Genomic DNA, 23,532 nt, shown 5'->3' with positions numbered 1-23,532 from the left:
CGGATGATAGCGGGCAGCGTGGCGCTGGCGCGTATCCACGGCCGGCGGCACAAAAAAAACGCCCCTGTTTCCAGGGGCGTTTTCCAGTCGCGTCATGACTGCGTCTTGCGTATTACTGCTGTACGAAGCCGATCTTCTTCATCTGAGCATTCTTCGCGGCAGCCAACACCTTGGCCATCACGTCGTACTCGGAGTCCGGGCTGGCATCGATGCGCAGTTCCGGCTGGTTGGTCGGATCGCGCTGCACTTCCTGTTCCATACGCTGCTGCAGTTCGCCCACAGCCACGGGGCTGTTGTTCCACGACACCTGGTTGCTGGCGTCCACCTTCAGCTCGATCGGCGGCGGCGGTTCGACCGTCACCGGCGGTGGGTTGAGCACGCGCTGCGGCAGGTCAACGGCGATCGGGTACGTCATGATCGGCGCGGTGACGATGAAGATGATCAGCAGCACCAGCATCACGTCCACCAGGGGCGTGACGTTGATGTCGGCCATGGGGCCTTTGTTACCACCAGTACTGAACGCCATGGCTTACTGCCCCTTTACTTTGGTGGCGACGAAGCCCACGTCGAGCATGCCCTGTTCCTGCGCGACCTTCGTCATCTCATTGATGACGCGCATCTTGGTGGTGCGATCACCACGCAGGTTGAGGGGCGGCTGCGGGGTCTGCTGGGCGGCGGTCGCCAAGCGCGACTCAAGAGTCTGCTTGTCGATTTCCTCGTCGTTCCAGTAGATCGAGCCGTCTTCCTTGACTGCCAAGGTGATCGGGCTCGCCCGCTTTTCAGCGTCTTCCGGATTCTGCACCAGGTTGGCCTCAGGCAGATCCACCTTGACCTTGTGGGACATCAGGGGCGCCGTGATGATGAAGATGATCAGCAGCACCAGCATCACGTCCACGAGGGGCGTAACGTTGATGTCGGCCATGGGGCCGCCGCTGTTACCACTACTGAAAGCCATAACGGGCTCCGTCTAGATCGTGTTGACTACGTTCTCGCTGGGTGACGCGCGTCGCTATTAGCGAACGCGCGAACCGGTGGCGAAGAAGTCGTGCAGGTCGTGAGCGAACGTATCGAACTTGCTGATCGTGGCGCTGTTGATCTTGCTGAAGAAGTTGAAGGCGAACACGGCCGGGATAGCCACGAACAGACCGATGGCGGTCATGATCAGTGCTTCACCCACCGGGCCGGCAACGGCGTCGATCGAGGCGGAACCGGTGGCACCGATCTTGATCAGCGCGCCGTAGATGCCCCACACGGTACCCAGCAGACCCACGAACGGAGCGGTTGCGCCGACGGTGGCCAGCAGGGTCATGCCCGACTGCAGGTTGTTGCTTTCGCGGGTCACGGCCTGACGCAGGGCGCGATCAACGAACTCCGAACGGCTCAGGTTCTCACCCAGGCCACCCGAGGTGCCGCCTTCCGAACGCTGGTGGTGCGCAGCAGCCTGTGCAGCGTCCAGAGCGATCTTGGAGAAGGGCTCCGAAGCCGGCTGTTCTTCCATCGCACGGATGGCGTCCTGGGCGTTCGGGGTATCCCAGAACAGGCTCACGACCTTGTCGGCAGCAGCCTTCAGACGGGTGGCGCGGAAGATGTTGATGACGGTCCAGTACCAGGACATGGCCGACATGATGATCAGGGTCAGCAGCACGACCCAGGAGACGGCGAAGTCACCCGGCTGGGTGGTCATCTCGTGGATCAGGTGCTCGAAGCCCATCTGCGACAGGGCGTTGGAGTTGCCCCCGGCAGCAGCGGCGATGAAAAGTTCCTGCAGCATGACGCTTACCTTTGTTGTGTGTGGTGATAAAGGGTATTGCTAGAAATAACCGCTAGGGGCGGTGGCCGGCGGGCCACCGGCCACTATCAGTTCAGCGCAAAGTTGACCGGGACGCGAACGCGACCTGCGACCTTCTTCCCGCCCGATTCCGCGGAACGGAAGCTCCACTTGCGAGCTGCGTCCATGGCGGCGCGATCGAGGTCACGGTTACGGCTGGACTTCTCGACCGACACATTGGTGACGTTGCCATTGGCATCGACGTCAATGATCAGGATGACTTCACCCTGGATACCAGCACGGAACGCGGCCGGCGGGTAACGCGGGGGGTTCATGTTCTTCGACGAGATGTCGACGCTTGCCTCAATGGTGCTCGGCGGCTGCGGCGGCGACGGCGGCGAAGGCGGTGTGACGATGTCGGTCGGACGCGGGTCCGGGATATCGACCACGGGAGCCTGCGGCGGCGGCGGAACCGGGGACGGCTTCGGCGGCGACAGGTTCTTGACCGGCGGCGGCGGGGTGTCATCCGGCGGCGGCGGCGGCGGCGGCGGTGGTGGCGGCGGCGGAGCGTCGACCAGGGTCACCATGATGTTGCGTTCTTTCTCCGCCACGGCCTTGGGAGCCACAGCCGGGATCAGAAGCATCATGAAGGCGGCGAGATGCAGTGCGATTACAAAAGCGATACCCACGATACGCGGCCAGGAGAGGCCGGTGTCATCGCGTTGTTCGTACCTGTGAACGACTAGTTGTTCCGTCATGCGCCAAGAGCTCATTAGTGGGGCCGGGATACCCGGGGACAGGTAGCCCATGATCAGCGGTGCATGACACCGCAGGAACCTCCAAGCTTATACCAATCCTGAGCGCCTGCGCATCACTTATGCAGGCGTTCAGGCGTTATTCCTACTTACTTCAGGTTGATGATTTTCTTGGCATCCGCCTGGTTCTTCACACCCTTCGCCAGCGCTTGCTGGGCGGCCTGCTTGGCCTCCGGAATGCGACCTTCCGAATGCAGCACGCGTGCCAGATTCAGGTAGGTCTCGCCATCCTTGGAAAGCGGGGCAGCCTTCTGCCACGCCTCGATCGCCTTGTCCGTCTGCTGCGGGTCGGAGTAGTAGTACGCCTGGGCCAGTGCCAGGTATACCTGATAATCCGGCTTCAGGATGTTTTTCTGCAAGCCATCATTGATAACGGCAATGACGTCCTTTTCTTTGTTCTCGCTGTTGGCGTAGATCGAGTACAGCTGCTTGTACTCGCGCTCGTCGGTCAGCTGGCCGGCGGCGTACAGCTTGGCCATGACAGCGCCAGCCTGGTCCATCTGGTCGGCCTGCATGTACATGCTGGCCAGGTTCAACTGCACCTTCTTGTCGTTCGGGTTCTTGGCCGCCAGCGCTTCGGCCTGCTTGACCGCTTCACCGGTCTGGCCGGCTTCGGCCATGGCAGCCATCAGCAACTGGTTCCAGTTGTCCTTCGGCTCGGGCGAGCCGGCGATGGCCTGCTGCAGCACCGGGATGGCCTCGGCGTAGCGCTCGGCCTGGTACAGCGCCTGGCCCTTGGCGATCAGCTCTTCGGGCTTGTTCGACTTGGTCTCGGCGAAGTACTTGTCCAGCGTCGCCAGGCCTTCGTTGATCTGGTCGTCCTGCAGCTGCAGCTGACCCAGCATCAGCATCGACTGGTAGTGGCCGTTGTTGTCCAGGCCACCGAGCTGCAGCACCTGCTCGAGGTACTTCTTGGCAGCGGCGACGTCATCAAGCTGGTAGGCCGCCTGCGAGGCGAGCTGCGCGGCGAGCGACTTGTCGTAGGCGTTGGCAGCGGGATTGGCCAGGATTTCGTCGGCCTGCGCGCGCGTCTCCGGGAACTTCTGGTCGTTGTAGCTGTCAATCATTTTCTGCAGCTTCGGACCGACCTTGGCCGAGGACTTCTGCTCCGGCTCCTGGCGGGTCGCCTGCGGGTAGAGCACTTCGGCCTTGGCCTGCTTCTTCCCGCCACGCGCGCCACGCTCCGACGAGCGGGCCTGGGCGAAGGCATCGGTGATCATGGCGCCACTTACAGCGGTCGCGATGAGGACGGAAAGGACGGCTTGCTTGTGGTTGCTGAAAATCATCTTTCACCTCGATCGAACCGCCGCAGCGGCATCAAAACGGACTGTCAGAAAAATCTGAGCCGCCAAACGTATCAGAAACTGATGGCGTGAGAAATCGTTTCCGATGCTGCAATACAGCATCTTTGACTCGTATCCGGACGCGTCAACCGCACTTTGGCCTGCGCCCGGCCGCCTGGGCTTGTTGGTATACACCACTCAGGGACGGCGCGTCTCGCTGAAGTTCACGGATACGGTTGGCAGGATCGGGGTGGGTGGACAGCCATTGGGGCGAGCGACCCCCACTGGCGGCCATCATGTTCTGCCACAGATCCACTGCCTGGGCGGGGTTGAAACCGGCCTCGGCCATCAGCCGCTGACCCACGATATCGGCCTCGCTTTCCTGCGTCCGCGAGCCGGGCAGCAGGAACGCGGCTTGGGCGCCGGCGCCGCCGAGCTGGCTGACCGTACTGGCCGCACCCTCACCGTAGGCCGCACCGGCAAGTGCCCCGAGCACCGACAGGCCGGTCTGCGCGCCCATCTGGCGGGTGATGCGCTCTTCGTGGTGGCGGGAGATGACGTGCCCGATCTCGTGACCGATCACCGCGGCCAGCTGATCCTGGTTTTTGGCGACCGTGAAGATGCCGGTATTGACCCCGACTTTGCCACCGGGCAGGGCGAACGCGTTGGGCTCCTTGTCGACCATCAACGCCGTCTCCCACCGTACCCCACGGTACTGTGGCGGCAACTGGGCGACCAGCGCATTGACCACGCACTGCACGTAGGCGGTCTGCTTCGGGTCCTTGCTGAGGGTTCCCTTGGACTTGGTCTCGGTGAACGCCTGCGCGCCCAGCTGGTCCAGTTCCGCCTGCGAAACACCGCCGACCATCTGGCGGCGGCCGGTGGGTGAGGTCGTGGTGGCGCACGCGCTCACCAGCATGGCGACGGCAATTCCCAACAGCACTGGTTTCATGTGCGATCCCCCGTGTTCATGTGCGCAGTGTGGAACGCGGCCACGTAAATTTTCGTCAAGCCGCGTGATCGATCAATGGAGGCCCAGAAACATCAGCGCGACCAGGGCAATGCCGTTGTTCAAGGCATGCGCGGCGATCGGCGCCCACAAGGTTCCGGTGCGTTGGTAGAGCCAGGCGAAGGCCGCGCCCATGCCGCCATAGACGAGCCATAGCTGTGCGATTTCCCACGGGCCGTTGGCACTGGTGCCGGGGATTTCATGTACCAGGGCGAACGCCAGGCTGCTCAGGACGATGCCCAACACCGGGCGACCGGCCTGCCACAGGCGACCGAACAGGACACGGCGGAACAGCAGCTCTTCATAGGCCGGCGCGAGCACCACGGCAAACAGCGCGAGGAACCAGGGGAAGCGCGTGATCGCCTGTTCCATCAGGGCCAGGTTGGTCGGCACCGGTTCGATGCCGCCCTGCTTGGCCAGCCATGCGATCAGATTGCTGCCGATGATCACACCGGTGGCGACCAGCAGCGTCCACCCCCATGTCGAGGGGCGGCGTGCCGCCTGGAAGGACAGCGTACGTTCGGCGGGCGTGGCCCGGCGACGGAAGAAATACAGCACCAGCGCGGCACCACCGGTGGCAACGAGCGCCATCAGGATCTGGGCCAGCGCCCCGGGTTGGCCCAATTGCTGGGCAAGACCGGCAACGGCCGAAGCATCCGCACCGTCGCGAGCGGCCTGGTAGCCAACGATCGCCCCGCGGTACAGCCCCCAGACCAAGCCGCTGATCAGGCTCAGCGACAGCAGCACCAGCACGACAATGCCCAGGTCGATGAAGAAGCCCGCGAGCGGGGAACCCGGCTTGCGCGGCAATGACGGAACGGCAGGGGGCAGCGGAGGCGTCATGGACGCCGGGGGGGTAGCGGACATCGGATTCCTGGCATCGGGGGGCGATGGCCGGCCAGGGTGCAGGTCGCACCCGGCCGGCCCGTCCCCGATTGTGTCAGATATCCAGGTTGGCGACCTTCAGCGCGTTGTCTTCGATGAAGTCGCGGCGCGGCTCGACCACGTCGCCCATCAGCGTGCTGAAGATCTGGTCGGCGGCCACGGCATCCTCGATCCGCACCTGGAGCAGGCGTCGTGTGTCGGGATTGACCGTGGTGTCCCAGAGCTGCTCGGGATTCATTTCACCCAGACCCTTGAATCGCTGGATCTGGCGGCCCTTCTTGGCTTCATCCAGCAGCCAGTTGCGTGCTTCGGCGAAGCTGGCCACCTCGGCCGACTTCGCACCGCGGCTGATCTTGGCACCGGCGCGGACCAGGCCATGCAGCAGCAGCGAGGACTGGTGCAACGCACGCAGCTCGCCGGTCTCGAACGCGGCCAGCGGCAGCACCTGGATCATCTGCTCGCCCATGTGGCGACGCGTGACCAGCACGGCGGCCGGACGCTCGTCGGTGGGTTCCTGCAGTTCCAGCGTGTAGCGCGGGGAACCCAGGCTGCCCTGGTTGAGGCGCGTCGCCAGTGCGGCGAGGCCTTCGTCGGCGCCGGCCTTGCGCAGGTGCTCCAGATCCATCGGCGTGAAATCGATCAGTGCTTCGAGCACCTGGCGATCATAGCGATGGCCGTTGCGCGCAATGGTTTCCTGCGCCGAAGCATAGGAGAGCAACAGCTTCTCCAGCGCTACGCCTTCGATACCCGGCTCGCTTTCGGCCGGGATCAACGACGCGTTCTCCACCGCACTGCTGGCCAGATACGCGTCCAGCGCCGGATCATCCTTCAGGTACAGCTCCTGCTTGCCCTGCTTGATCTTGTACAGCGGGGGCAGGCCGATGTAGATATGGCCGCGCTCGATCAGCTCCGGCATCTGACGGTAGAAGAAGGTCAACAGCAGCGTACGGATGTGCGCGCCGTCGACGTCGGCATCGGTCATGATGATGATGCGGTGGTAGCGCAGCTTGTCCGGGTTGTACTCGTCCCGGCCGATGCCGGTGCCCAGCGCGGTGATCAGCGTCCCGACCTGGTCCGAGGCGAGCATGCGGTCGAAGCGGGCACGTTCCACGTTGAGGATCTTGCCGCGCAGTGGCAGCACCGCCTGGTTCTTGCGGTTGCGGCCCTGCTTGGCCGAACCACCTGCCGAGTCACCCTCGACGATGAACAGTTCGGACAGCGCCGGATCCTTTTCCTGGCAGTCAGCCAGCTTGCCCGGCAGGCCGGCGATATCCAGCGCGCCCTTGCGACGGGTCAGATCGCGCGCCTTGCGGGCGGCCTCACGTGCACGCGCCGCGTCCACGATCTTGCCGGCGATCGCCTTGGCTTCGTTCGGGTTTTCCTGCAGGAATTCTTCCAGCCGCGCACCGAAGGCACTTTCCACGGCGGGGCGCACGTCCGAGCTGACCAGCTTTTCCTTGGTCTGGCTGGAGAAGCTCGGGTCAGGAACCTTCACCGACAGCACCGCGATCATGCCTTCGCGCATGTCATCGCCGGTCAGGTTGATCTTGGCCTGCTTGGCGATGCCGTTCTGCTCGATGTAGTTATTGAGCACACGGGTCAGCGCGCCGCGGAAGCCGGCCAGATGGGTACCGCCGTCCTTCTGCGGAATGTTGTTGGTGAAGCAGTACATCGTTTCCTGATAGGAATCGGTCCACTGCAGCGCCACGTCCACGACGATGCCGTTGGATTCGCCGGTCACCGAGATCACGTTCGGGTGCAGCGGCGTCTTCAACTGCGCCAGATGCTCCACGAAGCTGCGGATGCCGCCTTCGTAATGGAAGTCGTCGCGGCGGCCATCGCCGCGCTCGTCGACCAGCACGATCTTGACGCCGGAATTGAGGAAGGACAGCTCGCGCAGGCGGCGGGCCAGGATGTCGTAGTGGAACTCCACGTTGTCGTGGAACGCCTTCACCGACGGCCAGAAACGCAGGGTCGTACCGCGCTTGGTGCTGGCTTCGACCTGCTTCAGCGAGTTGACGGCGGCACCGTCAGCGAATTCCTGCTGGTAGTGGAAGCCGCCCTGGTAGATATCCAGCAGCAGCTTCTGCGAGAGCGCGTTGACCACGCTGACACCCACGCCGTGCAGACCGCCAGAGACCTTGTAGCTGTTGTCATCGAACTTGCCGCCGGCATGCAGCACCGTCATCACGACTTCGGCTGCAGAGACTTCGCGATCGAGCTTCTTGCTCATCTGCTCGTGCTTGCCGGTCGGGATGCCGCGCCCGTTGTCCGACACCGAGACCGAGCCATCGGCGTGGATCATCACCGACACATGGTCGGCGTGGCCGGCCAAGGCTTCGTCGATGGAGTTGTCGACGACCTCGAACACCATGTGGTGCAGACCGGTGCCGTCATGGACGTCGCCGATGTACATACCAGGACGCTTGCGGACAGCCTCGAGGCCTTCCAGGGCGGTGATGCTGTTGGCGTCGTAGTTGCCGCTGTTTGCGGGGATGTTCTGTTCTTCAGTCATTGCGCTTGCCGTAGGCTCCGCAGGTCGGTCCGCCGCCGTGAGGCGGGGCGCCGAGTAATAAGGGGTTGCAACAGCAATTATACCAGCCGGGCACTGTGGCCCCTGGGGGACCACTATGGCACAGGCAGGACCTGTCCATGTTCCACGTGGAACCGGGTGATATCTGTCGCGTCCACCAGCGCCGCCGGCACCTCGGTGGCGGTGATGAAGATCTGTGCCGGGCCGGCCTTGAGCCGTTCCAGCACCCGCGCCTGGTGATGGCGATCCAACTCGGACGACAGATCGTCCAGGGCGATCACCGGCCATTCGCCGCGCTGCTCGGCATAGTCCTCGGCCTGCGCCAGCAGGCAGGTGAGGGCGGTCAGCTTGGCTTGGCCGCGCGACAGTGCATCCCGGCCCGGAATGGTCTCAAATCCGACGCTCCAGTCGGCCCGGTGCGGACCGACCGACGTATAGCCGGCCATGCGGTCACGTTCCCGGGCCAGCAGCAGGGCGTCGGAGAGCGAAACCTCCTGCTTGCGCCACCCTGGGCTCAAACTCAGCGACTGGATCCCCAGATTGGGCGCCAGTACGGCGGCCAGTTCCACGGTCCGTTCCTGTAGCCGTTCCAGGTAATGCTGGCGGCGGGTGGTCAGCGGTTCGCCGGCCTCGGCGAGTTCCCGGTCCCACGCATCGAGCGCGTTCGGGTGCCCTCCTTGCTTGAGCAGGGCATTGCGCTGTTTCAGGGCCCGCGAGTACCGCCGCCACAGACCCATGAAGTCTGGTTCCACGTGGAACAAACCCCAATCAAGGAACCGGCGACGCGGTTCGCCGCCGCCGCTGACCAAGGCATGGCTACCGGGCTCGAAGGTGACGACCGCCAGTGCGGCGCACAGCGTCCCGAGCTGAGCGACGTCTTCCCCGTCCAGTCGGCCTTTCCATTCCTGGCCGCTGTGGCGAAGCCCGGCCTTGCGACGGGTCGGGGTGTCGGCACCTTCGCGCTGCTCATCCCATTCCACGAACACATCCAGCGCCTCCCGGCCCTGGCGTACCAGGCCATCCCGGACACGGCCGCGAAAACTGCGCCCATACGCCATGACGTGCAGCGCCTCCAGGACACTGGTCTTGCCGGCGCCATTGTCACCGGTGATCAGGTTGATGCCCGGTTGCGGTGCCAGTTCGACGGTATCGAAGCGGCGAACCTGGTGCAGGGTCAAGCGGCGGATGTGCATGCGGACGATCAACGCCGCACGGGGCGGCAGACGGGTAGGGGGAATCGATCAGCTTACTGCATTGCCCAGGTTCCACGTGGCCGGATGCTCCGCGCGCCAGTTGTCGACCTGACCATTCGCCGAGGGCGGAAGGAGCCGGTCGGTGCGTCCCGGTGTTCAGCGCGATGGCGGCTCGGTCTGCCATGCGTGCATTTCGGGTGCGCCAACGATCATCGGGCCAGACAAGCGCGATGTTCGCCGCCGACGTCAGCGCTGCGGCCAGCACCGCCACGTGAAACCTCCGTTTCCCGCCGCATGGCCAGCTGGAGGGGCCTGAATTTATTCAAATCTGCGCCGTACGCAGCACTGAGGTACTGCAGATTTCAATGAATTCGCACCGTTTTTTGCCCGCCTTGCGAGCCAGGACGCGGCCGGTCCCCTGTTTTTCTTGAAATCTGGACGTGAGGTCGAATCGCCGAAGCGTAGAACCCGAGCAGCTCGCGCAGACCCAAACGAGACTGTCCACACCCGCTCTGTATGGCTTATGCACAGCCTATGGGCAATCTGTGGATAAAAAGGGCCTCTTGAACGGCCTCGAAAGATATCCACAGGATCACCCCCAGGCTCAGACCCTGTTTTACCGGGGGTTTCAGGCCTATATTCCTCTTTAAAACCAATCACTTAACCTACTTTTCAACCAAATCTGGCCCTACCACCACCACCAAGCTTTAGATTTATATACAGTTTTTAAAAGCATAGAGCTGTGATCCAGCGGCCAAAAAGCCGGGTACCGCAGCGCTTCGGAGCGGACGTGCAGTTGGCGCAGTTCGCTCGGCTGACGTATGCAGAATCGACACGCACGGCAGCCGTCCGTCGCCATTCGCTCTCTGGCCCCGTCCCGTGCCGCACCAACCGAAGGGCCGGAGCAAACGTGGTCACCACCTCGTGGAGCTCGTTGCCAAAGTCCCGCTCGCTGCGTGTCCTCCGGCTCGCGAGCGTTGCGGATGCGCCACAGGATCAGCCGAACGGTACGGCCACGCCACAAACGCACCGCGAAAAAAGAATGCTCCACGTGGAACATCGTTCTCTCGCCCAAAAAGAAACCCGGCAATGCCGGGCTTCTCAGAACCACTCGGTTCCACGTGGAACCTACACCTCGCAGGTCACAGACGCAGCGGCATCACCACGTGACGTGACTTCTCGCTGCTGGCCTCACGGACCAGGGCAGAGGAGTTCGAATCGCGTAGCTGGATCACGACGTGCTCGTCGCGCAGTGCGGACAACGCGTCCAGCAGGTAGTTCACGTTGAAGCCAATGGCCAGATCGCTGACCGTGGTATCGGCCTCGATCTCTTCCTGGGCTTCTTCCTGCTCCGGGTTGTGCGCGCTGATTTTCAGGTTGCCCGGCGAGACTTCCACGCGGATGCCGCGGTACTTCTCGTTGGACAGAATCGCAGCGCGCTGCAGCGAGGCACGCAGGGCTTCGCGATCCACCTTCACTTCGCGGTCGGCACCGATCGGAATCACAGCCTCGTAATCCGGGAACCGGCCGTCGATCAGCTTGGAGGTGAAGGTCACATCGTCGCGCTTGACGCGAACGTGGCTGCGGCCGACTTCCAGCTCGATCTCACGATCGCCGCTTTCCAGCAGACGCTGCAGCTCGGTCACGCCCTTGCGCGGCACGATGATCTGACGCTTGGCGCCGCTGGCTTTTTCCAGCTCGGTTTCGCACAGCGCCAGGCGGTGACCGTCGGTCGCCACGGTACGCAGGGCATCGCCACGCAGGTCGAACAGCAGGCCGTTGAGGTAGTACCGCACGTCCTGCTGGGCCATCGCGAACGCGGTGCGTTCGATCAGTTCCTTCAGGGTCGCTTCGCCGATGGCCACGCGTTCGGTCGCTTCGACTTCGTCGACAGACGGGAAGTCGTTGGCCGGCAGCGTTGCCAGGGTGAAGCGGCTGCGCCCGGCCTGCACGGTGATCTTGTCACCGGTCTGCGAGACGGTGATCCGGCTGCCGTCGGGCAGGGCGCGGATGATCTCGAACAACTTGCGGGCGGGGATGGTGGTCTCGCCGTCCTGGGCATCTTCCACCGCGATCCGCGACACCATTTCCACTTCCAGGTCCGTACCGGTCAGCGACAGCTGCCCGTTCTGGACCTGAACCAGGAAATTAGCCAGAACCGGCAGGGTCTGGCGGCGTTCGACCACGTTGACGACTTGTGCCAACGGCTTGAGAAAGGCTTCGCGCTGCAGTGTGAAACGCATGTGGTTCCGTGCCCCTATGCTTTAAAAAAATGTGGAATAAATCAAAAGCTTGGTGGTGCTGGTAGGGCCAGAATCGCGGGAAAACACGACTAAGCCTTTGTAAACAAAAGGATTTCTGACCTCGAAACCCTCTGCATTACTAGCCCCCAAGGGGTGGGGAAAGGTGTGGATAACTTTGCCGTCGAATCGAGCGGCTTTTTTATCCACAACCTATCCCGCGCTTACTACCGGATTCTGCACCGTTTTATGCGATGACGCCTTAGCGGCGTACATGCATCATTCGCTCAACTTCCGGATCAGCTTGTCCCAGTCTTCCCGCAACTTGCCGTCTGCTTCCATCAACGTCCGGATCTGCCGGCAGGCATGCAGCACCGTGGTGTGGTCCCGGCCGGCAAAGGCGTCGCCGATTTCCGGCAGGCTGTGTTCGGTCAGTTCCTTGGTCAGGGCCATGGCAACCTGACGGGGACGGGCCAGCGACCGGGTCCGACGCTTGGACAGCAGATCCTTGATCTGCAGCCCGTAGTAGTCGGCCACGGTTTTCTGGATGTTGGGAATGCTGATCGCCTGCTGCTGGGCGCGAAGCAGGTCGCGCAGGGTTTCCTGGGCGAAATCAGTGGTGATCGCACGGCCGGTGAAGTTGGCGCGTGCGGCCAGGGTATTCAACGCACCTTCGAGGTCGCGGACATTGGAGCGCATCTTCTTGGCAATCAGAAACGCCACATCGTCGGGGATATCGGTGCCACGCTCGCGGGCCTTGGCCAGCACGATCGCTGCGCGCGTCTCGAAGTCCGGCGGTTCGATCGCCACCGACAGGCCCCAGGCCAGGCGCGACTTCAGCCGTGCTTCCAGGCCTTCGACTTCGCGCGGGTACCGGTCGCAGGTCAGGATGATCTGCTGCTTGCCGTCGAACAGGGCGTTGAACGTATGGAAGAACTCTTCCTGGGTACGGTCCTTGCCGGCGAAGAACTGGATGTCATCGATCAGCAGCGCGTCCACCTGCTGGAACTGGCGCTTGAACTGGTCCATGGTTTTTTCCTGCAGCGCACGGATCATCGCGCTGAAGAACTGTTCCGAACGCAGGTACAGCACCTTGGCCGCCGGATTGGCCTGACGCATCGCATTGCCGGCCGCGAACATCAGGTGGGTCTTGCCCAGGCCGGTCCCGCCGTACAGCAGCAACGGGTTGTGGGCCCGGTCGCCCGGTTTCTGCGCCGCCTGGAACGCCGCGGCCAGGCCCAGCTGATTGCTGCGGCCTTCCACGAAGTTGGCGAAGGTGTAGTGCGAATCCATGTTGCCGGCGAACGGCACCAGGGGTTCGGCCGGCGCCGCGGGTGCGGACAGGCCCGGAATCGGCGCGATCTGCGCCTCTACCGGACGCGGACGCGAGCCGATTTCAAGAAAAACGTCGCCGAACCCGGCGAAGTGCGCCAGCAGTTCCTTGATGCGCGGCAGATACAGCTCGCGCACCTGGTCGACGATGAAGGCGTTTGGCGCATAAAGCACCAGGCTGTCCGCGCGCAGATCTGCCTGCAGCGGCTTCAACCAGGTGTGAACATCCTCGGGCGGAAACTCCGCTTCGAGGCGTTCGAGAGAACGAGACCAGGCATCCATCGGCAATAATCGTCTGGGGCCAGCGGATAGGCGAACAAAAGCGCCGCACCGCAGGCCGGAAGGGGGGGAAGAATGGATGGCGCAGACTACCACCGACGAGGGGGGCCGGGAATGGTTGTCCCAAAGTTATTCACAAAACGATCCACAGCTATTGCACAGCCCGGTGAATTCCCGTAGTGACAGACACTTGACGGGACCTCGATGAGGTCTATAGAATTTCCGGTTCTTTCCGTCCCCTTCATATAGAGGCCCGCATGGCCACCAAGCGCACTTTCCAACCCAGCAACCTCAAGCGTAAGCGCGACCATGGCTTCCGTGCCCGTATGAAGACCGCTGACGGCCGCAAGATCCTGTCGCGTCGCCGCGCCAAGGGCCGTAAAGTCCTGAGCGCTTGATTGCAATGCCGCTTTCCGCGGCAGACGCAATCCTGACTGTGAGCAGTTCCGACCCGCGCAAGCGATTTCCTCGCTCTGCGCGGGTTCGTACGCGTGCCGAATATACAACGGTCTTCAACGGCGCCCGCCGTGTGTCCGATCCGCTGATGACCCTGCACTGGCTGAAGAGCGATACGCCAGCCAGGTTGGGTCTTGCGGTGTCGCGCAAAGTCGATCCCCGAGCCGTGGGTCGCAACCGAGTGAAGCGTGTGTTGCGCGATGCCACACGCCACGTACGGCCGTGGATGAGTGCCGGCGATTACGTCGTCGTTGCCCGCAGTGCCGCCCGTACCGCCAGCAATTCAGAACTCCGCCAGGCCTTTGAACGCCTGTTGCGCCGCCTTGGCGCATTGCCCATGCCGGGCGCGGACGGCACAATGCCGCCGCCCCTGGGCGTTGCACCCCTTTCCCAGTCCGAGCCGGCATTGCGTGCCGGCCCCGTCGAGCCTGCACGCTGATGAACCAGACCCGCGTTTTCCTGATTTTTGCCTGGCTGATGGTGGCCGTGTTGCTGTGGATGGAGTGGGGCCGCGATAAAGCCGCGCCGCCGACCCCGGCCGTGGCCACCCAGACTACCCAGGCCAGCGTGCCGGGTGCGGCTGCCGGCAGCATCCCCGGTGCGCCCGTGCCCCAGGCGGACGGTTCCCTGCCGGCGGCACAGCCGGCCGCACAGACCGAGGCCGGTCCGGCCCGCGTGACCATCACCACCGACGTCCTGCGTCTGGTGCTGGACGGTGGCACGGTGCTGGATGCCGAGCTGCTGCAGTTCCCGCAGACCAAGGAAGAAGGCAGCCCGCCGGTCCGCCTGCTGACCGAAGAAGCGACCCACCCGTACCGCGCGGTGAGTGGCTGGATCAGCGAAGACAAGACCATGCCGGTGCCGGCCGCCAACGGCTTCAAGCTGGTCGGCGACAACCACGACTTCGTGCTGGCCAAGGGCCAGGACGAGGTCACGGTGCCTTTCGAATGGACCGGCCCGAACGGCGTGACCATCCGCCGCACCTACTCGCTGGGTCGCAACGAGTACGCGATCACGGTGAAGGATGAAGTGGTCAACGGTGGCAGCGCCCCGTGGAGCGGCTACGTGTTCCGCACCCTGGACCGCACCCCGACCATCCTCTCGCGCAGCATGACCAACCCGGACTCGTTCAGCTTCAACGGCGCGACCTGGTTCAGCCCGCAGGACGGTTACGAGCGTCGCGCGTTCAAGGATTACCTGGACGACGGCCACCTCAACCGCACCATCACCGGCGGCTGGCTGGCGATGCTGCAGCACCACTTCTTCACCGCGTGGATTCCGCAGGCCGACCAGGCCGCGCAGTACTCGCTGGCGCAGAACAACGGCCGCGACCAGATCGAAGCGCGTGGCCCGGCCTTCACCGTGGCCCCGGGCCAGCAGGTCAGCACCGAAGCCCGCCTGTGGGTCGGCCCGAAGCTGGTCAACCTGATCGCCAAGGAAGACGTGAAGGGCCTGGACCGCGTGGTCGACTACAGCCGCTTCTCGCTGATGGCGATCATCGGCCAGGGCCTGTTCTGGGTCCTCAACCAGGTCCACAAGGTCGTCAACAACTGGGGCTGGGCGATCGTCGGCCTGGTGGTGCTGCTGAAGCTGGTGCTGTATCCGCTCTCGGCCGTGCAGTACAAGTCCGGCGCCAAGATGCGTCGCTTCCAGCCGCGCATCGCGCAGCTCAAGGAACGCTATGGCGATGACCGCCAGAAGTTCCAGACCGCGATGATGGAGCTGTACAAGAAAGAGAAGATCAACCCGATGGGCGGCTGTCTGCCGATCCTCATCCAGATGCCGATCTTCTTCGCGCTGTACTGGGTGCTGGTGGAATCGGTGGAACTGCGCCAGGCCCCGTGGCTGGGCTGGATCCAGGATCTGACCGCACGTGACCCGTACTTCATCCTGCCGGTGATCAACGTGGCGGTGATGTGGGCCACCCAGAAGCTGACCCCGGCACCGGGCATGGACCCGATGCAGGCCAAGATGATGCAGCTGATGCCGCTGGTGTTCGGCGTCATGATGGCCTTCATGCCGTCCGGTCTGGTGCTGTACTGGGTCGTCAACGGTGGCCTGGGCCTGCTCCAGCAGTGGTGGATGACCAAGCGTCATGGCAGCGATCCGCTGCCGGTCGTCACCGCCAAGAAGTAAGCCACACAGGAGACCCGCCGCAAGGCGGGTTTCCTGCATCTGCGGTCCGGCCAACCGTGCGGTCCGTAGAATGCCCCCTGATTCCCCGCACCCTGCAGTGAGCCCGACATGACCCATGCCCCCGACACCATCGTGGCCATCGCCACCGCGCCCGGCGCTGGCGGCGTCGGCATGCTGCGGCTGTCCGGCCCGCAGGCGCGGCCCATCGCCGAGGCGATCGGCGTGCGCGCGATGCAGCCACGGCATGCACACTACGCGCGCTTCCGCGATGCGGGCGACGAGGTGATCGACGACGGCATCGCGCTGTGGTTCCCGGCGCCGAACAGCTTCACCGGCGAAGAGGTGGTGGAACTGCAGGGGCACGGCAGCCCGGTGGTGCTGCAGCAGCTGGTCGCGCGCTGCATTGCCTTGGGCGCACGCCAGGCACGACCCGGTGAGTTCAGCGAGCGCGCCTTCCTCAACGGCAAGCTCGACCTGGCCCAGGCCGAGGCGATCGCCGACCTGATCGCTGCCAGCGATACCCGCGCAGCGCGCGCGGCGCGCCGCTCGCTGGACGGCGTGTTCTCGCGCCGTGTGGACGAGGTCGCAGAACAGCTTGTTCTGCTGCGGATCCACGTGGAGGCGGCAATCGATTTCGCCGACGAACCGCTCGATACCCTCGGCGGGGCGCAGGTGCGCAGTGGCCTGGTCACCGCCCTGCAGGCGTTGATCCGGCTCCGCGAGGATGCCGAACGCGGCCGCAAACTGCGCGACGGCCTGCACGCCGTGCTGGTCGGGCCGCCGAACGCCGGCAAGAGTTCGTTGCTCAATGCGCTGGCCGGCAGTGAACGGGCGATCGTCACCGACATCGCCGGGACCACCCGCGACACCCTGCGCGAGACCATCCGCATCGACGGTCTTGAGCTCACGCTGGTCGACACCGCCGGCCTGCGCGACGGCGGCGACGCGATCGAGCGCGAAGGCATGCGCCGGGCGCGCGTGGAGATGCAGCGCACCGACCTGGCCATCGTGGTGGTCGATGCACGCGATCCGCAGGCCGGCCGCGACGCGGTGGGCGACAGCATCGACGATGTGCCGCAGCAGCTGTGGATCCACAACAAGAGCGATCTGCTGGCCGCGATGCCGTCCGACGCTCGTGCAGACGTGGTGCATGTCTCGGCCGCGACCGGCCTCGGCCTGGATCAGCTGCACGCACGCCTGCGCGCGCTGGCCAGCGGCAGTGCCGGCGACAGCGTGGACGGTGAGTTCTCCGCGCGCGCCCGCCACGTCGAGGCGATCAGCCAGGCCATCGGCCATGCCGAGCGCGCCGAATCGGAGCTGGTCCACGAGCATCTGGAGCTGGCGGCGGAGGAACTGCGCCTGGCCCATGAGGCGCTGGGCGAGATTACCGGGCGGATGAGCGCCGATGACCTGCTGGGGCGGATTTTCTCGAGCTTCTGTATCGGGAAGTAGGCACGCGGCCTTTCTTCGCGCTGTCACAGCCTTGCAGCAGACTGACCGGGTTCTTTATCGACAGGGGTTTGCAGTGTCCAAGCAGTTGTGGGGAGGTGTGTTGCTGGTGTCGCTGGCCGTGGCACCATCGGTGGCCATGAGCGCTGAATCGTCTTCCTCCACGCCGGCCAGGGCCGCCGTCTACGGCCACCGCGGCGCCAGTGCGCTGCTGCCTGAGCACACGCTCGCCGCGTACGCGCAGGCCATCGCCGATGGCGCCGACTATATCGAGCCGGACCTGGTGATGACCAAGGACGGCGTGCTGGTATCGCGGCACGAGAACGAGATCGGCGGCACCACCGATGTGGCCGCGCACCCCGAATTCGCCAGCCGCAAGACCGTCAAGACCATCGACGGCGAGCGCATCGAAGGCTGGTTCACCGAAGACTTCAGCCTGGCCGAACTGAAGACGCTGTACGCCCGCGAGCGCCTGCCGCAGCTGCGCAGCACCGCGTTCGACGGCCAGTTCCGCATCGCCACGCTGGACGAAATCATCGCCTTCCTGGTGCAGCAGGCCGGCCGCGCCAACCGCGGCATCGGGCTGGTGCCCGAGATCAAACACGGCACCTACTTCAAGGGCATCGGCCTGCCGATGGAAGACAAGGTGCTGGCCACGCTGCAGGGCAACGCCTATACCCGCGTGGCGCCGGTGACGATCCAGTCCTTCGAGGTCGGCAACCTGCGTTACCTGCGCGGCAAGCTCGGCCGCGACAGCAATATCCGCCTGCTGCAGCTGCTCGGCGATCCCAAGCAGCAGCCCGGTGATGTACTCGCGGCCAAGGGCAGCCAGCGCTATGCCGACCTGATCACCCCGGCCGGGCTGCGCGACGTGGCCACCTACGCCGACGGCATCGGCCCAAGCCTGCGCATGGTCATTCCGCTGGACGCCCAGGGGAAGCTCGGCACCCCGACTTCCCTGGTGCGTGATGCGCATGCGGCCGGCTTGATGGTGGTGCCGTATACGTTCCGGCCGGAAAACTACTTCCAGGCCGCGGAGTTCCGCAGCGGCGAGCCGAATACCCGCAACGCGGAAGGTTCGGTCGCCGAGATGCGGGCCTATCTGGCCACCGGCATCGATGCCTTCTTCACCGATGACCCGGCGCTGGGCAGGCGTGCGGTGGATGGGGATGGCGCACCGGCGAGCCGGTAGGTACCGACCGTTGGTCGGTACGCTCGTGATCGGCGCGATATCGGAATGTCCGGCGCACGGCAGCCACGCATGGCGTGGCTCTACCCCGGCATGCCATCAGATGGCGTCGCCGGTCAATCCAGCGATGACCCTTCATCGCGCCGCCGGAACGGCAGCACCACGAAGTCGCGGCCCTCGCGCGGTTGCCACAGCACCGGCACGCGGGTCGGGGAGGGCGGCTCCAGATCGGCGTCGCGCGCTGCCTCGATGTCGTCCTCTTCCTCATCCTCCCAGCTGTAGCGTTTGCGCGGCGCCATCGGGTCGGAGAGGCGGAACAGCAGCGCGCTGATGATGCCGGCAAAGGCACCGCCCATATGCGATTGCCAGGACACGCCCGGCTCGTGCGGCAGGATGGTCAGCAGCATGCTGCCGTAGAACAGGAAGGCGATCAGCCCGGCAGCGATCGCTGGCCGGTCGCGGCGCAGCAGGCCGAGCACGAACACCAGGAACATCAGGCCGTGGGTGATGCCACTGGCGCCCAGATGGCGGCTGCCCAGATCGCCGAGCAACCAGGCACCCAGGCCCGAGCCGAGCCACAGCAGGGGCAGCGCGCGCAGCGTTGCTTTGGGATACACGCTGCCGGCCAGGGTGCCGAGGATCAGCAGGGCTGCCGCGTTGGCACCCAGATGCTGGATCGAGCCGTGCAGCAGCGGTGCACCGAGAAGGCCGAGCAGGCCGGCCTTGTCCAGCGGGGCCACGGCCCACGGACGCCAGTCGAAGTGGCCCTGGGCGGTATACACCGCGACCAGCAGCACCACGAAGGCCAGGCTCAGGTTGAACGCCCGCAGTACACCACCACGGTCGTTGCGGGACGGAACCGGCGGCGCGCCGGTGGGCTGGGGCAGGTTGGCGTTCATACCCTTAGGGATGGCGTCGCCCCGGATGAACACAAGGGCAACGTCGTGGGAGAGAGAGGTACCGCCTGCGGGACAATCCCGCAGGCGGCACGGTCGGTCAGGCGTGGCCGCCTTCTTTCGGCGGGTTCTTCAGGCTCAACACCACGGTCGCGGCGATGATCACCGCCACCACGCCCAGCGAGATCGGGGTGGGGATCTTGAAGAGGTCGATCAGCATCATCTTGATGCCGATGAAGGCCAGCACCAGGGCCAGGCCGTACGGCAACAGGTGGAAGCGATCGGCCATGCCGGCCAGCAGGAAGAACATCGCGCGCAGGCCCAGCACCGCGAAGACGTTGGAGGTCAGCACGATGAACGGGTCGGTGGTGATGGCAAAGATCGCCGGGATGCTGTCCACCGCGAAGATCACGTCGGTGACCGCGATCAGGATCAGCACCACGAACAGCGGCGTGAACCAGCGCTTGCCATCGCGCATGACGCTCATGGCGTTGCCGGCATAGTCGGGCAGCAGGCGCAGGTGCTTGCGCATCCAGCGCAGGGCGGGGTTGGTCTCTAGATCCGGCTCGCTGCCGGCCGAGAACCACATCTTCCAGCCGGTGAAGAGCAGGAACGCGCCGAACACGTAGAGCAGCCAGTGGAACTTGGTCAGCAGCACGCTGCCGGCGAAGATCATGATCGTACGCAGCACGATCGCGCCCAGGATGCCGATGATCAATACCTTCTGACGCTGTTCCTCGGGCACTGCGAAGTAGCCCATGATCATCAGGAACACGAAGATGTTGTCCACCGCCAGGGCTTTCTCGACCAGGTAACCGGTCAGGAACTCCAGGCCGACCTTGTTGGCCACCACCTGGCCGGCAGTCTCGTTCAGGTAATACCAGAGGCCACCGTTGAAGGCCAGGGCCAGGGCGACCCAGCCGATGGACCACCACAGGGCCTCCTTGAAGGTGACCTTGTGGGGGCCGCCGTGTCGCATCAAGACGAGGTCGACCAGCAGCGCGATGATCACCACCGCGCCGAAGCCGCCCCACAACCACACATTACCGATCGTCTGCATTGGGTTTATCCGTTGGAAAAATAGATTGCCTCAAGCCGGATGGCGAGGATCTGCAACGGAGGATCGGGGGGATCCAGGGACAGAGCTTCGCCATACGGCGAAGGTCTCGCTCGCAGTCCCGATGGGTGGGACTGCCGTTGCACCGGAGCCTGCGGGCTCGAATTGACGGCGACAACGTCTGGGAGCTACTCCCCTTCTGGGGCCGATTCTGCGGGGTGCCGGGGCCGGCGTCAAATCCTTTCCATGCCCCGGTGCGGCTGAACGAAACGCCCCAACCGGTAGTGACGGCCGCTGGCCATCAACCACGTAGCGGCCGGGTTTAGCGCGCTGACGGCCAGCGGCCGTCACCACCAGAGCGCCAGCGGCGTCGCTCCCAGCGCCGAGGGCTGCAGGCTTCCCGTTTACAATACGCCCATGAATACCCCTGCCCCCGTTGTCCGCCTCAAGAACGCCTGGCGCTCCAGCCACCCGTGGATATTCCAGAAACTGGTCGAAAAGCCGGCCGTCCGTCCCAAACCCGGTGCCATCGTCGACGTTGTCGGCGTGGACGGCGAGTGGATCGGGCGTGGCTTCTACAACGGTCATTCGCGCATTGCCGTGCGCATCCTGGAGACCGATCAGGGCATCCCGGTCGACGCCGGCTGGTTCTCGCGCAAGATCGCCCAGGCGGTGTCGCTGCGCCGTGAGGTGCTCAAGCTGGACGAGATCTCCGATGCCTGGCGCGTGGTCCACAGCGAAGGTGACGGTCTGTCCGGCCTGGTCGTGGATCGCTATGGCGACCTGGTCGTGGTCGAATTCTTCGCCGCCGGCATGTTCCGCCACCGCGAGTGGGTGTATGAAGCCCTGCGCGAACAATTCCCGGGCTGCCGTTTCCACAGCTTCGCCGACGAACACGTGCAGAAGCAGGAAAGCTTCGACTTCCACGGCAACACCACCACCGAAGCCTCGGTGATCACCGAGTACGGCGTGAAGTTCCGCGCCGACCCGGCCGGTGCGCACAAGACCGGCTTCTTCGCCGATCAGCGTGAGAACCGCCAATGGCTGAGCCAGCAGGTGGAAGGCAAGACCGTGCTGGACCTGTGCTGCAACACCGGTGGCTTTGCGGTGTACGCCGCCGCGCGCGGTGCGGCCGAGGTGGTCGGCATCGACATCGATGAAGACGTGATCGCCATCGCCAAGGGCAACGCCAAGCTCAACAACGTGCGCCCGAAGTTCATCCAGTCCGACATCTTCCCGTGGCTGCGCGATGCTTCCAACCGCGGCGAGCAGTTCGACGTGGTGATCCTGGACCCGGCCAAGATGACCCGCGACCGCGATCAGGTCATCACCGCGCTGAAGAAGTATCTGGACATGAACAAGCTGGCGCTGGGGGTGGTCAAGCCCGGTGGCCTGCTCGCCACGTTCTCGTGCACCGGCCTGGTGGCCGAAGATCAGTTCCTGGACATGCTGCGCCGCGCCGCCTTCTACGCCGGCCGCACCATCCAGATCCTGAAGGTGGCCGGCGCCGGTCCGGATCACCCGTTCATGGCCCACGTGCAGGAATCGCGGTATCTCAAGGCGGTGTTCTGCCGCGTGGTGGATTGAGGTCTGACCGGGCCAGACCCGTTGAACCCGGGACCGTAGAGCCACGCCATGCGTGGCTTCGCGGGCCAGATCAAGCCCAGCCACGCATGGCGTGGCTCTACAACCCAAGGTGAGGCGTCATGACGTTGCGCAGTCTGTCTTTGCTGGTCTCGCTGGCGTTGTGCACGCCACTGGCCGCCCACGCGGTCGACTTCACCCCGCAGGAACTGGCCAGGGCGTCCACGCTGCAGCAGCGGCTGCTCACCCTGGACAGCCATCTGGATACGCCGGCCAACTTCCACCGCGCCGGCTTCGACATCACCCAGCGGCACGACCACAACGCACTGTCGCAGGTGGACTACCCGCGCATGGTCGAAGGCGCGCTCGACGGCGGCTTCTGGGCGATCTACACCGATCAGGGCGACCGCAGCGCGCAGGCGCACCAGCATGACCGCGATGCCGGCCTGCTGCGGCTGACCGAGATCCGCGAGATGCTCGCCGCGCATCCGGACACCTTCCAGCTCGCGCTGACCGCCGCCGATGCCGCGCGCATCAAGGCCGCCGGCAAGCGCGTGGTCTACATCAGCATGGAGAACGCCAGCCCGCTGGTCGACGATCCCACGCTGCTCAGCTACTACCACCTGGCCGGCCTGCGCCTGCTCAGCACGGTGCATTTCGCCAACAACGAGTTCGCCGATTCGGCCACCGATCCCAAGGGCGCCGAGTGGAAGGGCCTGAGTCCGGCCGGCAAGGCGCTGGTGGATGAAGCGGTGCGGCTGGGCATCGTGATCGATCAGTCGCATGCCGCCGATGCGGTGTTCGATGATCTGATCGAGCGCATGCCGGTGCCGTTCGTGCTCTCGCACAGCTCGGCCAAGGCGATCTACAACCATCCGCGCAACCTCGACGATGCGCGTCTGAAGCGGCTGGCCAAGGCCGGCGGCGTGATCCAGGTCAACGCCTATGGTGGTTATCTGATCGACACCGCCAAGAGTGAGGCGCGCAAGGCGGCCGAGACGGCGCTGATGGCGCAGCTGGGCACCGATTACGACGGCATGAGCATCCAGCAGGGTGTCGCGCTGAAGAAGGGATTGGAGGAAATCGACCAGCGCATTCCGCTGCGCAAGGCCACGCTCGACGATTTCTTCGCGCATTTCGAGCACATCCTCACGGTGGTCGGCCCCGAACACGTGGGCATCGGGCTGGACTGGGATGGCGGCGGCGGCCTGGCTGATCTGCCCGACGTGAGCCAGCTGCCGAAGATCACCGCGTGGCTGCTGCGCAAGGGCTACAGCGAGAAACAGATCGCCGGTATCTGGGGCGGCAACCTGCTGCGCGTCATGCAGCAGGCGCAGGATCACGCGGCCAAGGTCGCCGCCGCGAAACCCTGAGGCCAGTGGCGCGTCGCGCGCTGCGCGGCAGGGTGGCGTCACCGCTGCCAACAAC

The 23,532-nt window shown here is 64.7% G+C and carries 20 protein-coding genes; 7 read left to right on the top strand and 13 right to left on the bottom strand.

The features are described 5' to 3' along the window. Positions 1 to 112 precede the first annotated feature (112 nt). The 11 genes from ABE472_RS02040 to dnaA all read right to left on the bottom strand — a co-directional run bounded on the left by ABE472_RS02040 (position 113) and on the right by dnaA (position 13,340). The gene (locus tag ABE472_RS02040) at positions 113 to 526 is read right to left on the bottom strand and encodes a biopolymer transporter ExbD (RefSeq protein WP_046272258.1); all 414 of its coding nucleotides are present in this window, start codon (positions 524 to 526) and stop codon (positions 113 to 115) included. A gap of 3 nt (positions 527 to 529) precedes the next feature. Then, positions 530 to 955, bottom strand: coding sequence for a biopolymer transporter ExbD (locus ABE472_RS02035; protein WP_046272259.1), 426 nt, complete (start codon positions 953 to 955; stop codon positions 530 to 532). Positions 956 to 1,012: 57 nt separating this feature from the next. Then, on the bottom strand, positions 1,013 to 1,771 hold the full coding sequence (exbB, locus tag ABE472_RS02030; protein WP_019184055.1) for a TonB-system energizer ExbB: 759 nt from the start codon (positions 1,769 to 1,771) through the stop codon (positions 1,013 to 1,015). Between the two features lie 86 nt (positions 1,772 to 1,857). Next, positions 1,858 to 2,415 (bottom strand): energy transducer TonB, encoded by a 558-nt coding sequence (locus ABE472_RS02025; RefSeq protein ID WP_172407616.1) that lies wholly within the window; start codon positions 2,413 to 2,415, stop codon positions 1,858 to 1,860. A gap of 257 nt (positions 2,416 to 2,672) precedes the next feature. Further along, on the bottom strand, positions 2,673 to 3,869 hold the full coding sequence (locus tag ABE472_RS02020) for a tetratricopeptide repeat protein (RefSeq protein WP_313211271.1): 1,197 nt from the start codon (positions 3,867 to 3,869) through the stop codon (positions 2,673 to 2,675). A gap of 142 nt (positions 3,870 to 4,011) precedes the next feature. Beyond that, positions 4,012 to 4,818, bottom strand: a complete 807-nt coding sequence (locus ABE472_RS02015; protein WP_346462793.1) for a M48 family metallopeptidase — start codon at positions 4,816 to 4,818, stop codon at positions 4,012 to 4,014. 72 nt (positions 4,819 to 4,890) lie between these two features. Further along, complete coding sequence (locus ABE472_RS02010) at positions 4,891 to 5,742, bottom strand: CPBP family intramembrane glutamic endopeptidase (protein ID WP_346462794.1); 852 nt, start codon at positions 5,740 to 5,742, stop codon at positions 4,891 to 4,893. Between the two features lie 73 nt (positions 5,743 to 5,815). Further along, entirely contained in the window at positions 5,816 to 8,275 is a 2,460-nt protein-coding gene (gene gyrB, locus ABE472_RS02005; protein WP_346462795.1) for a DNA topoisomerase (ATP-hydrolyzing) subunit B, read from the bottom strand. 113 nt (positions 8,276 to 8,388) lie between these two features. Continuing rightward, complete coding sequence (recF, locus tag ABE472_RS02000) at positions 8,389 to 9,486, bottom strand: DNA replication/repair protein RecF (RefSeq protein WP_313211275.1); 1,098 nt, start codon at positions 9,484 to 9,486, stop codon at positions 8,389 to 8,391. A 1,142-nt stretch (positions 9,487 to 10,628) separates the two neighbouring features. Continuing rightward, positions 10,629 to 11,729, bottom strand: coding sequence for a DNA polymerase III subunit beta (gene dnaN, locus ABE472_RS01995; RefSeq protein ID WP_019184048.1), 1,101 nt, complete (start codon positions 11,727 to 11,729; stop codon positions 10,629 to 10,631). 276 nt (positions 11,730 to 12,005) lie between these two features. Then, positions 12,006 to 13,340 (bottom strand): chromosomal replication initiator protein DnaA, encoded by a 1,335-nt coding sequence (gene dnaA / locus ABE472_RS01990; RefSeq protein ID WP_046272260.1) that lies wholly within the window; start codon positions 13,338 to 13,340, stop codon positions 12,006 to 12,008. Positions 13,341 to 13,594: 254 nt separating this feature from the next. On the opposite strand from dnaA, the gene rpmH reads away from it, so the two are divergent. The 5 genes from rpmH (at position 13,595) to ABE472_RS01965 (ending at position 18,570) form a co-directional block, all read left to right on the top strand. Then, the gene (rpmH, locus tag ABE472_RS01985) at positions 13,595 to 13,735 is read left to right on the top strand and encodes a 50S ribosomal protein L34 (protein WP_006404565.1); all 141 of its coding nucleotides are present in this window, start codon (positions 13,595 to 13,597) and stop codon (positions 13,733 to 13,735) included. 5 nt (positions 13,736 to 13,740) lie between these two features. Next, positions 13,741 to 14,232 carry a ribonuclease P protein component gene (rnpA, locus tag ABE472_RS01980; RefSeq protein ID WP_313211276.1) on the top strand — a complete coding sequence of 164 codons (492 nt, stop codon included), beginning with the start codon at positions 13,741 to 13,743 and terminating at the stop codon, positions 14,230 to 14,232. Beyond that, the gene (yidC, locus tag ABE472_RS01975; protein WP_088435262.1) at positions 14,232 to 15,929 is read left to right on the top strand and encodes a membrane protein insertase YidC; all 1,698 of its coding nucleotides are present in this window, start codon (positions 14,232 to 14,234) and stop codon (positions 15,927 to 15,929) included. Before rnpA ends, yidC begins: the two co-directional genes overlap by 1 nt. 108 nt (positions 15,930 to 16,037) lie before the next feature. Then, positions 16,038 to 17,381: a tRNA uridine-5-carboxymethylaminomethyl(34) synthesis GTPase MnmE gene (gene mnmE, locus ABE472_RS01970; RefSeq protein ID WP_313219799.1), complete on the top strand. Its 1,344-nt coding sequence runs from the start codon at positions 16,038 to 16,040 to the stop codon at positions 17,379 to 17,381. A gap of 136 nt (positions 17,382 to 17,517) precedes the next feature. Beyond that, positions 17,518 to 18,570 (top strand): glycerophosphodiester phosphodiesterase, encoded by a 1,053-nt coding sequence (locus tag ABE472_RS01965; protein WP_346465429.1) that lies wholly within the window; start codon positions 17,518 to 17,520, stop codon positions 18,568 to 18,570. 113 nt (positions 18,571 to 18,683) lie between these two features. On the opposite strand, the gene ABE472_RS01960 is transcribed toward ABE472_RS01965, so the two are convergent. Both ABE472_RS01960 and ABE472_RS01955 read right to left on the bottom strand, forming a co-directional pair. Further along, positions 18,684 to 19,466, bottom strand: coding sequence for a rhomboid family intramembrane serine protease (locus tag ABE472_RS01960; protein ID WP_346465269.1), 783 nt, complete (start codon positions 19,464 to 19,466; stop codon positions 18,684 to 18,686). Positions 19,467 to 19,563: 97 nt separating this feature from the next. After that, positions 19,564 to 20,523 carry a TerC family protein gene (locus ABE472_RS01955; RefSeq protein ID WP_070474178.1) on the bottom strand — a complete coding sequence of 320 codons (960 nt, stop codon included), beginning with the start codon at positions 20,521 to 20,523 and terminating at the stop codon, positions 19,564 to 19,566. 414 nt (positions 20,524 to 20,937) lie between these two features. Here ABE472_RS01955 and ABE472_RS01950 point away from each other — a divergent pair, with 414 nt between their 5' ends. Continuing rightward, positions 20,938 to 22,107 (top strand): class I SAM-dependent rRNA methyltransferase, encoded by a 1,170-nt coding sequence (locus ABE472_RS01950; protein ID WP_313211278.1) that lies wholly within the window; start codon positions 20,938 to 20,940, stop codon positions 22,105 to 22,107. Between the two features lie 119 nt (positions 22,108 to 22,226). Beyond that, positions 22,227 to 23,477, top strand: coding sequence for a dipeptidase (locus ABE472_RS01945; protein ID WP_346462796.1), 1,251 nt, complete (start codon positions 22,227 to 22,229; stop codon positions 23,475 to 23,477). Positions 23,478 to 23,532: the final 55 nt, after the last annotated feature.

It is taken from the genome of Stenotrophomonas sp. TWI809 (genome assembly GCF_039673205.1).
Classification (GTDB): domain Bacteria; phylum Pseudomonadota; class Gammaproteobacteria; order Xanthomonadales; family Xanthomonadaceae; genus Stenotrophomonas.
The sequence above is the reverse complement of the archived record's forward strand: the minus strand, read 5'-3'. Positions and strand labels throughout refer to the sequence as shown.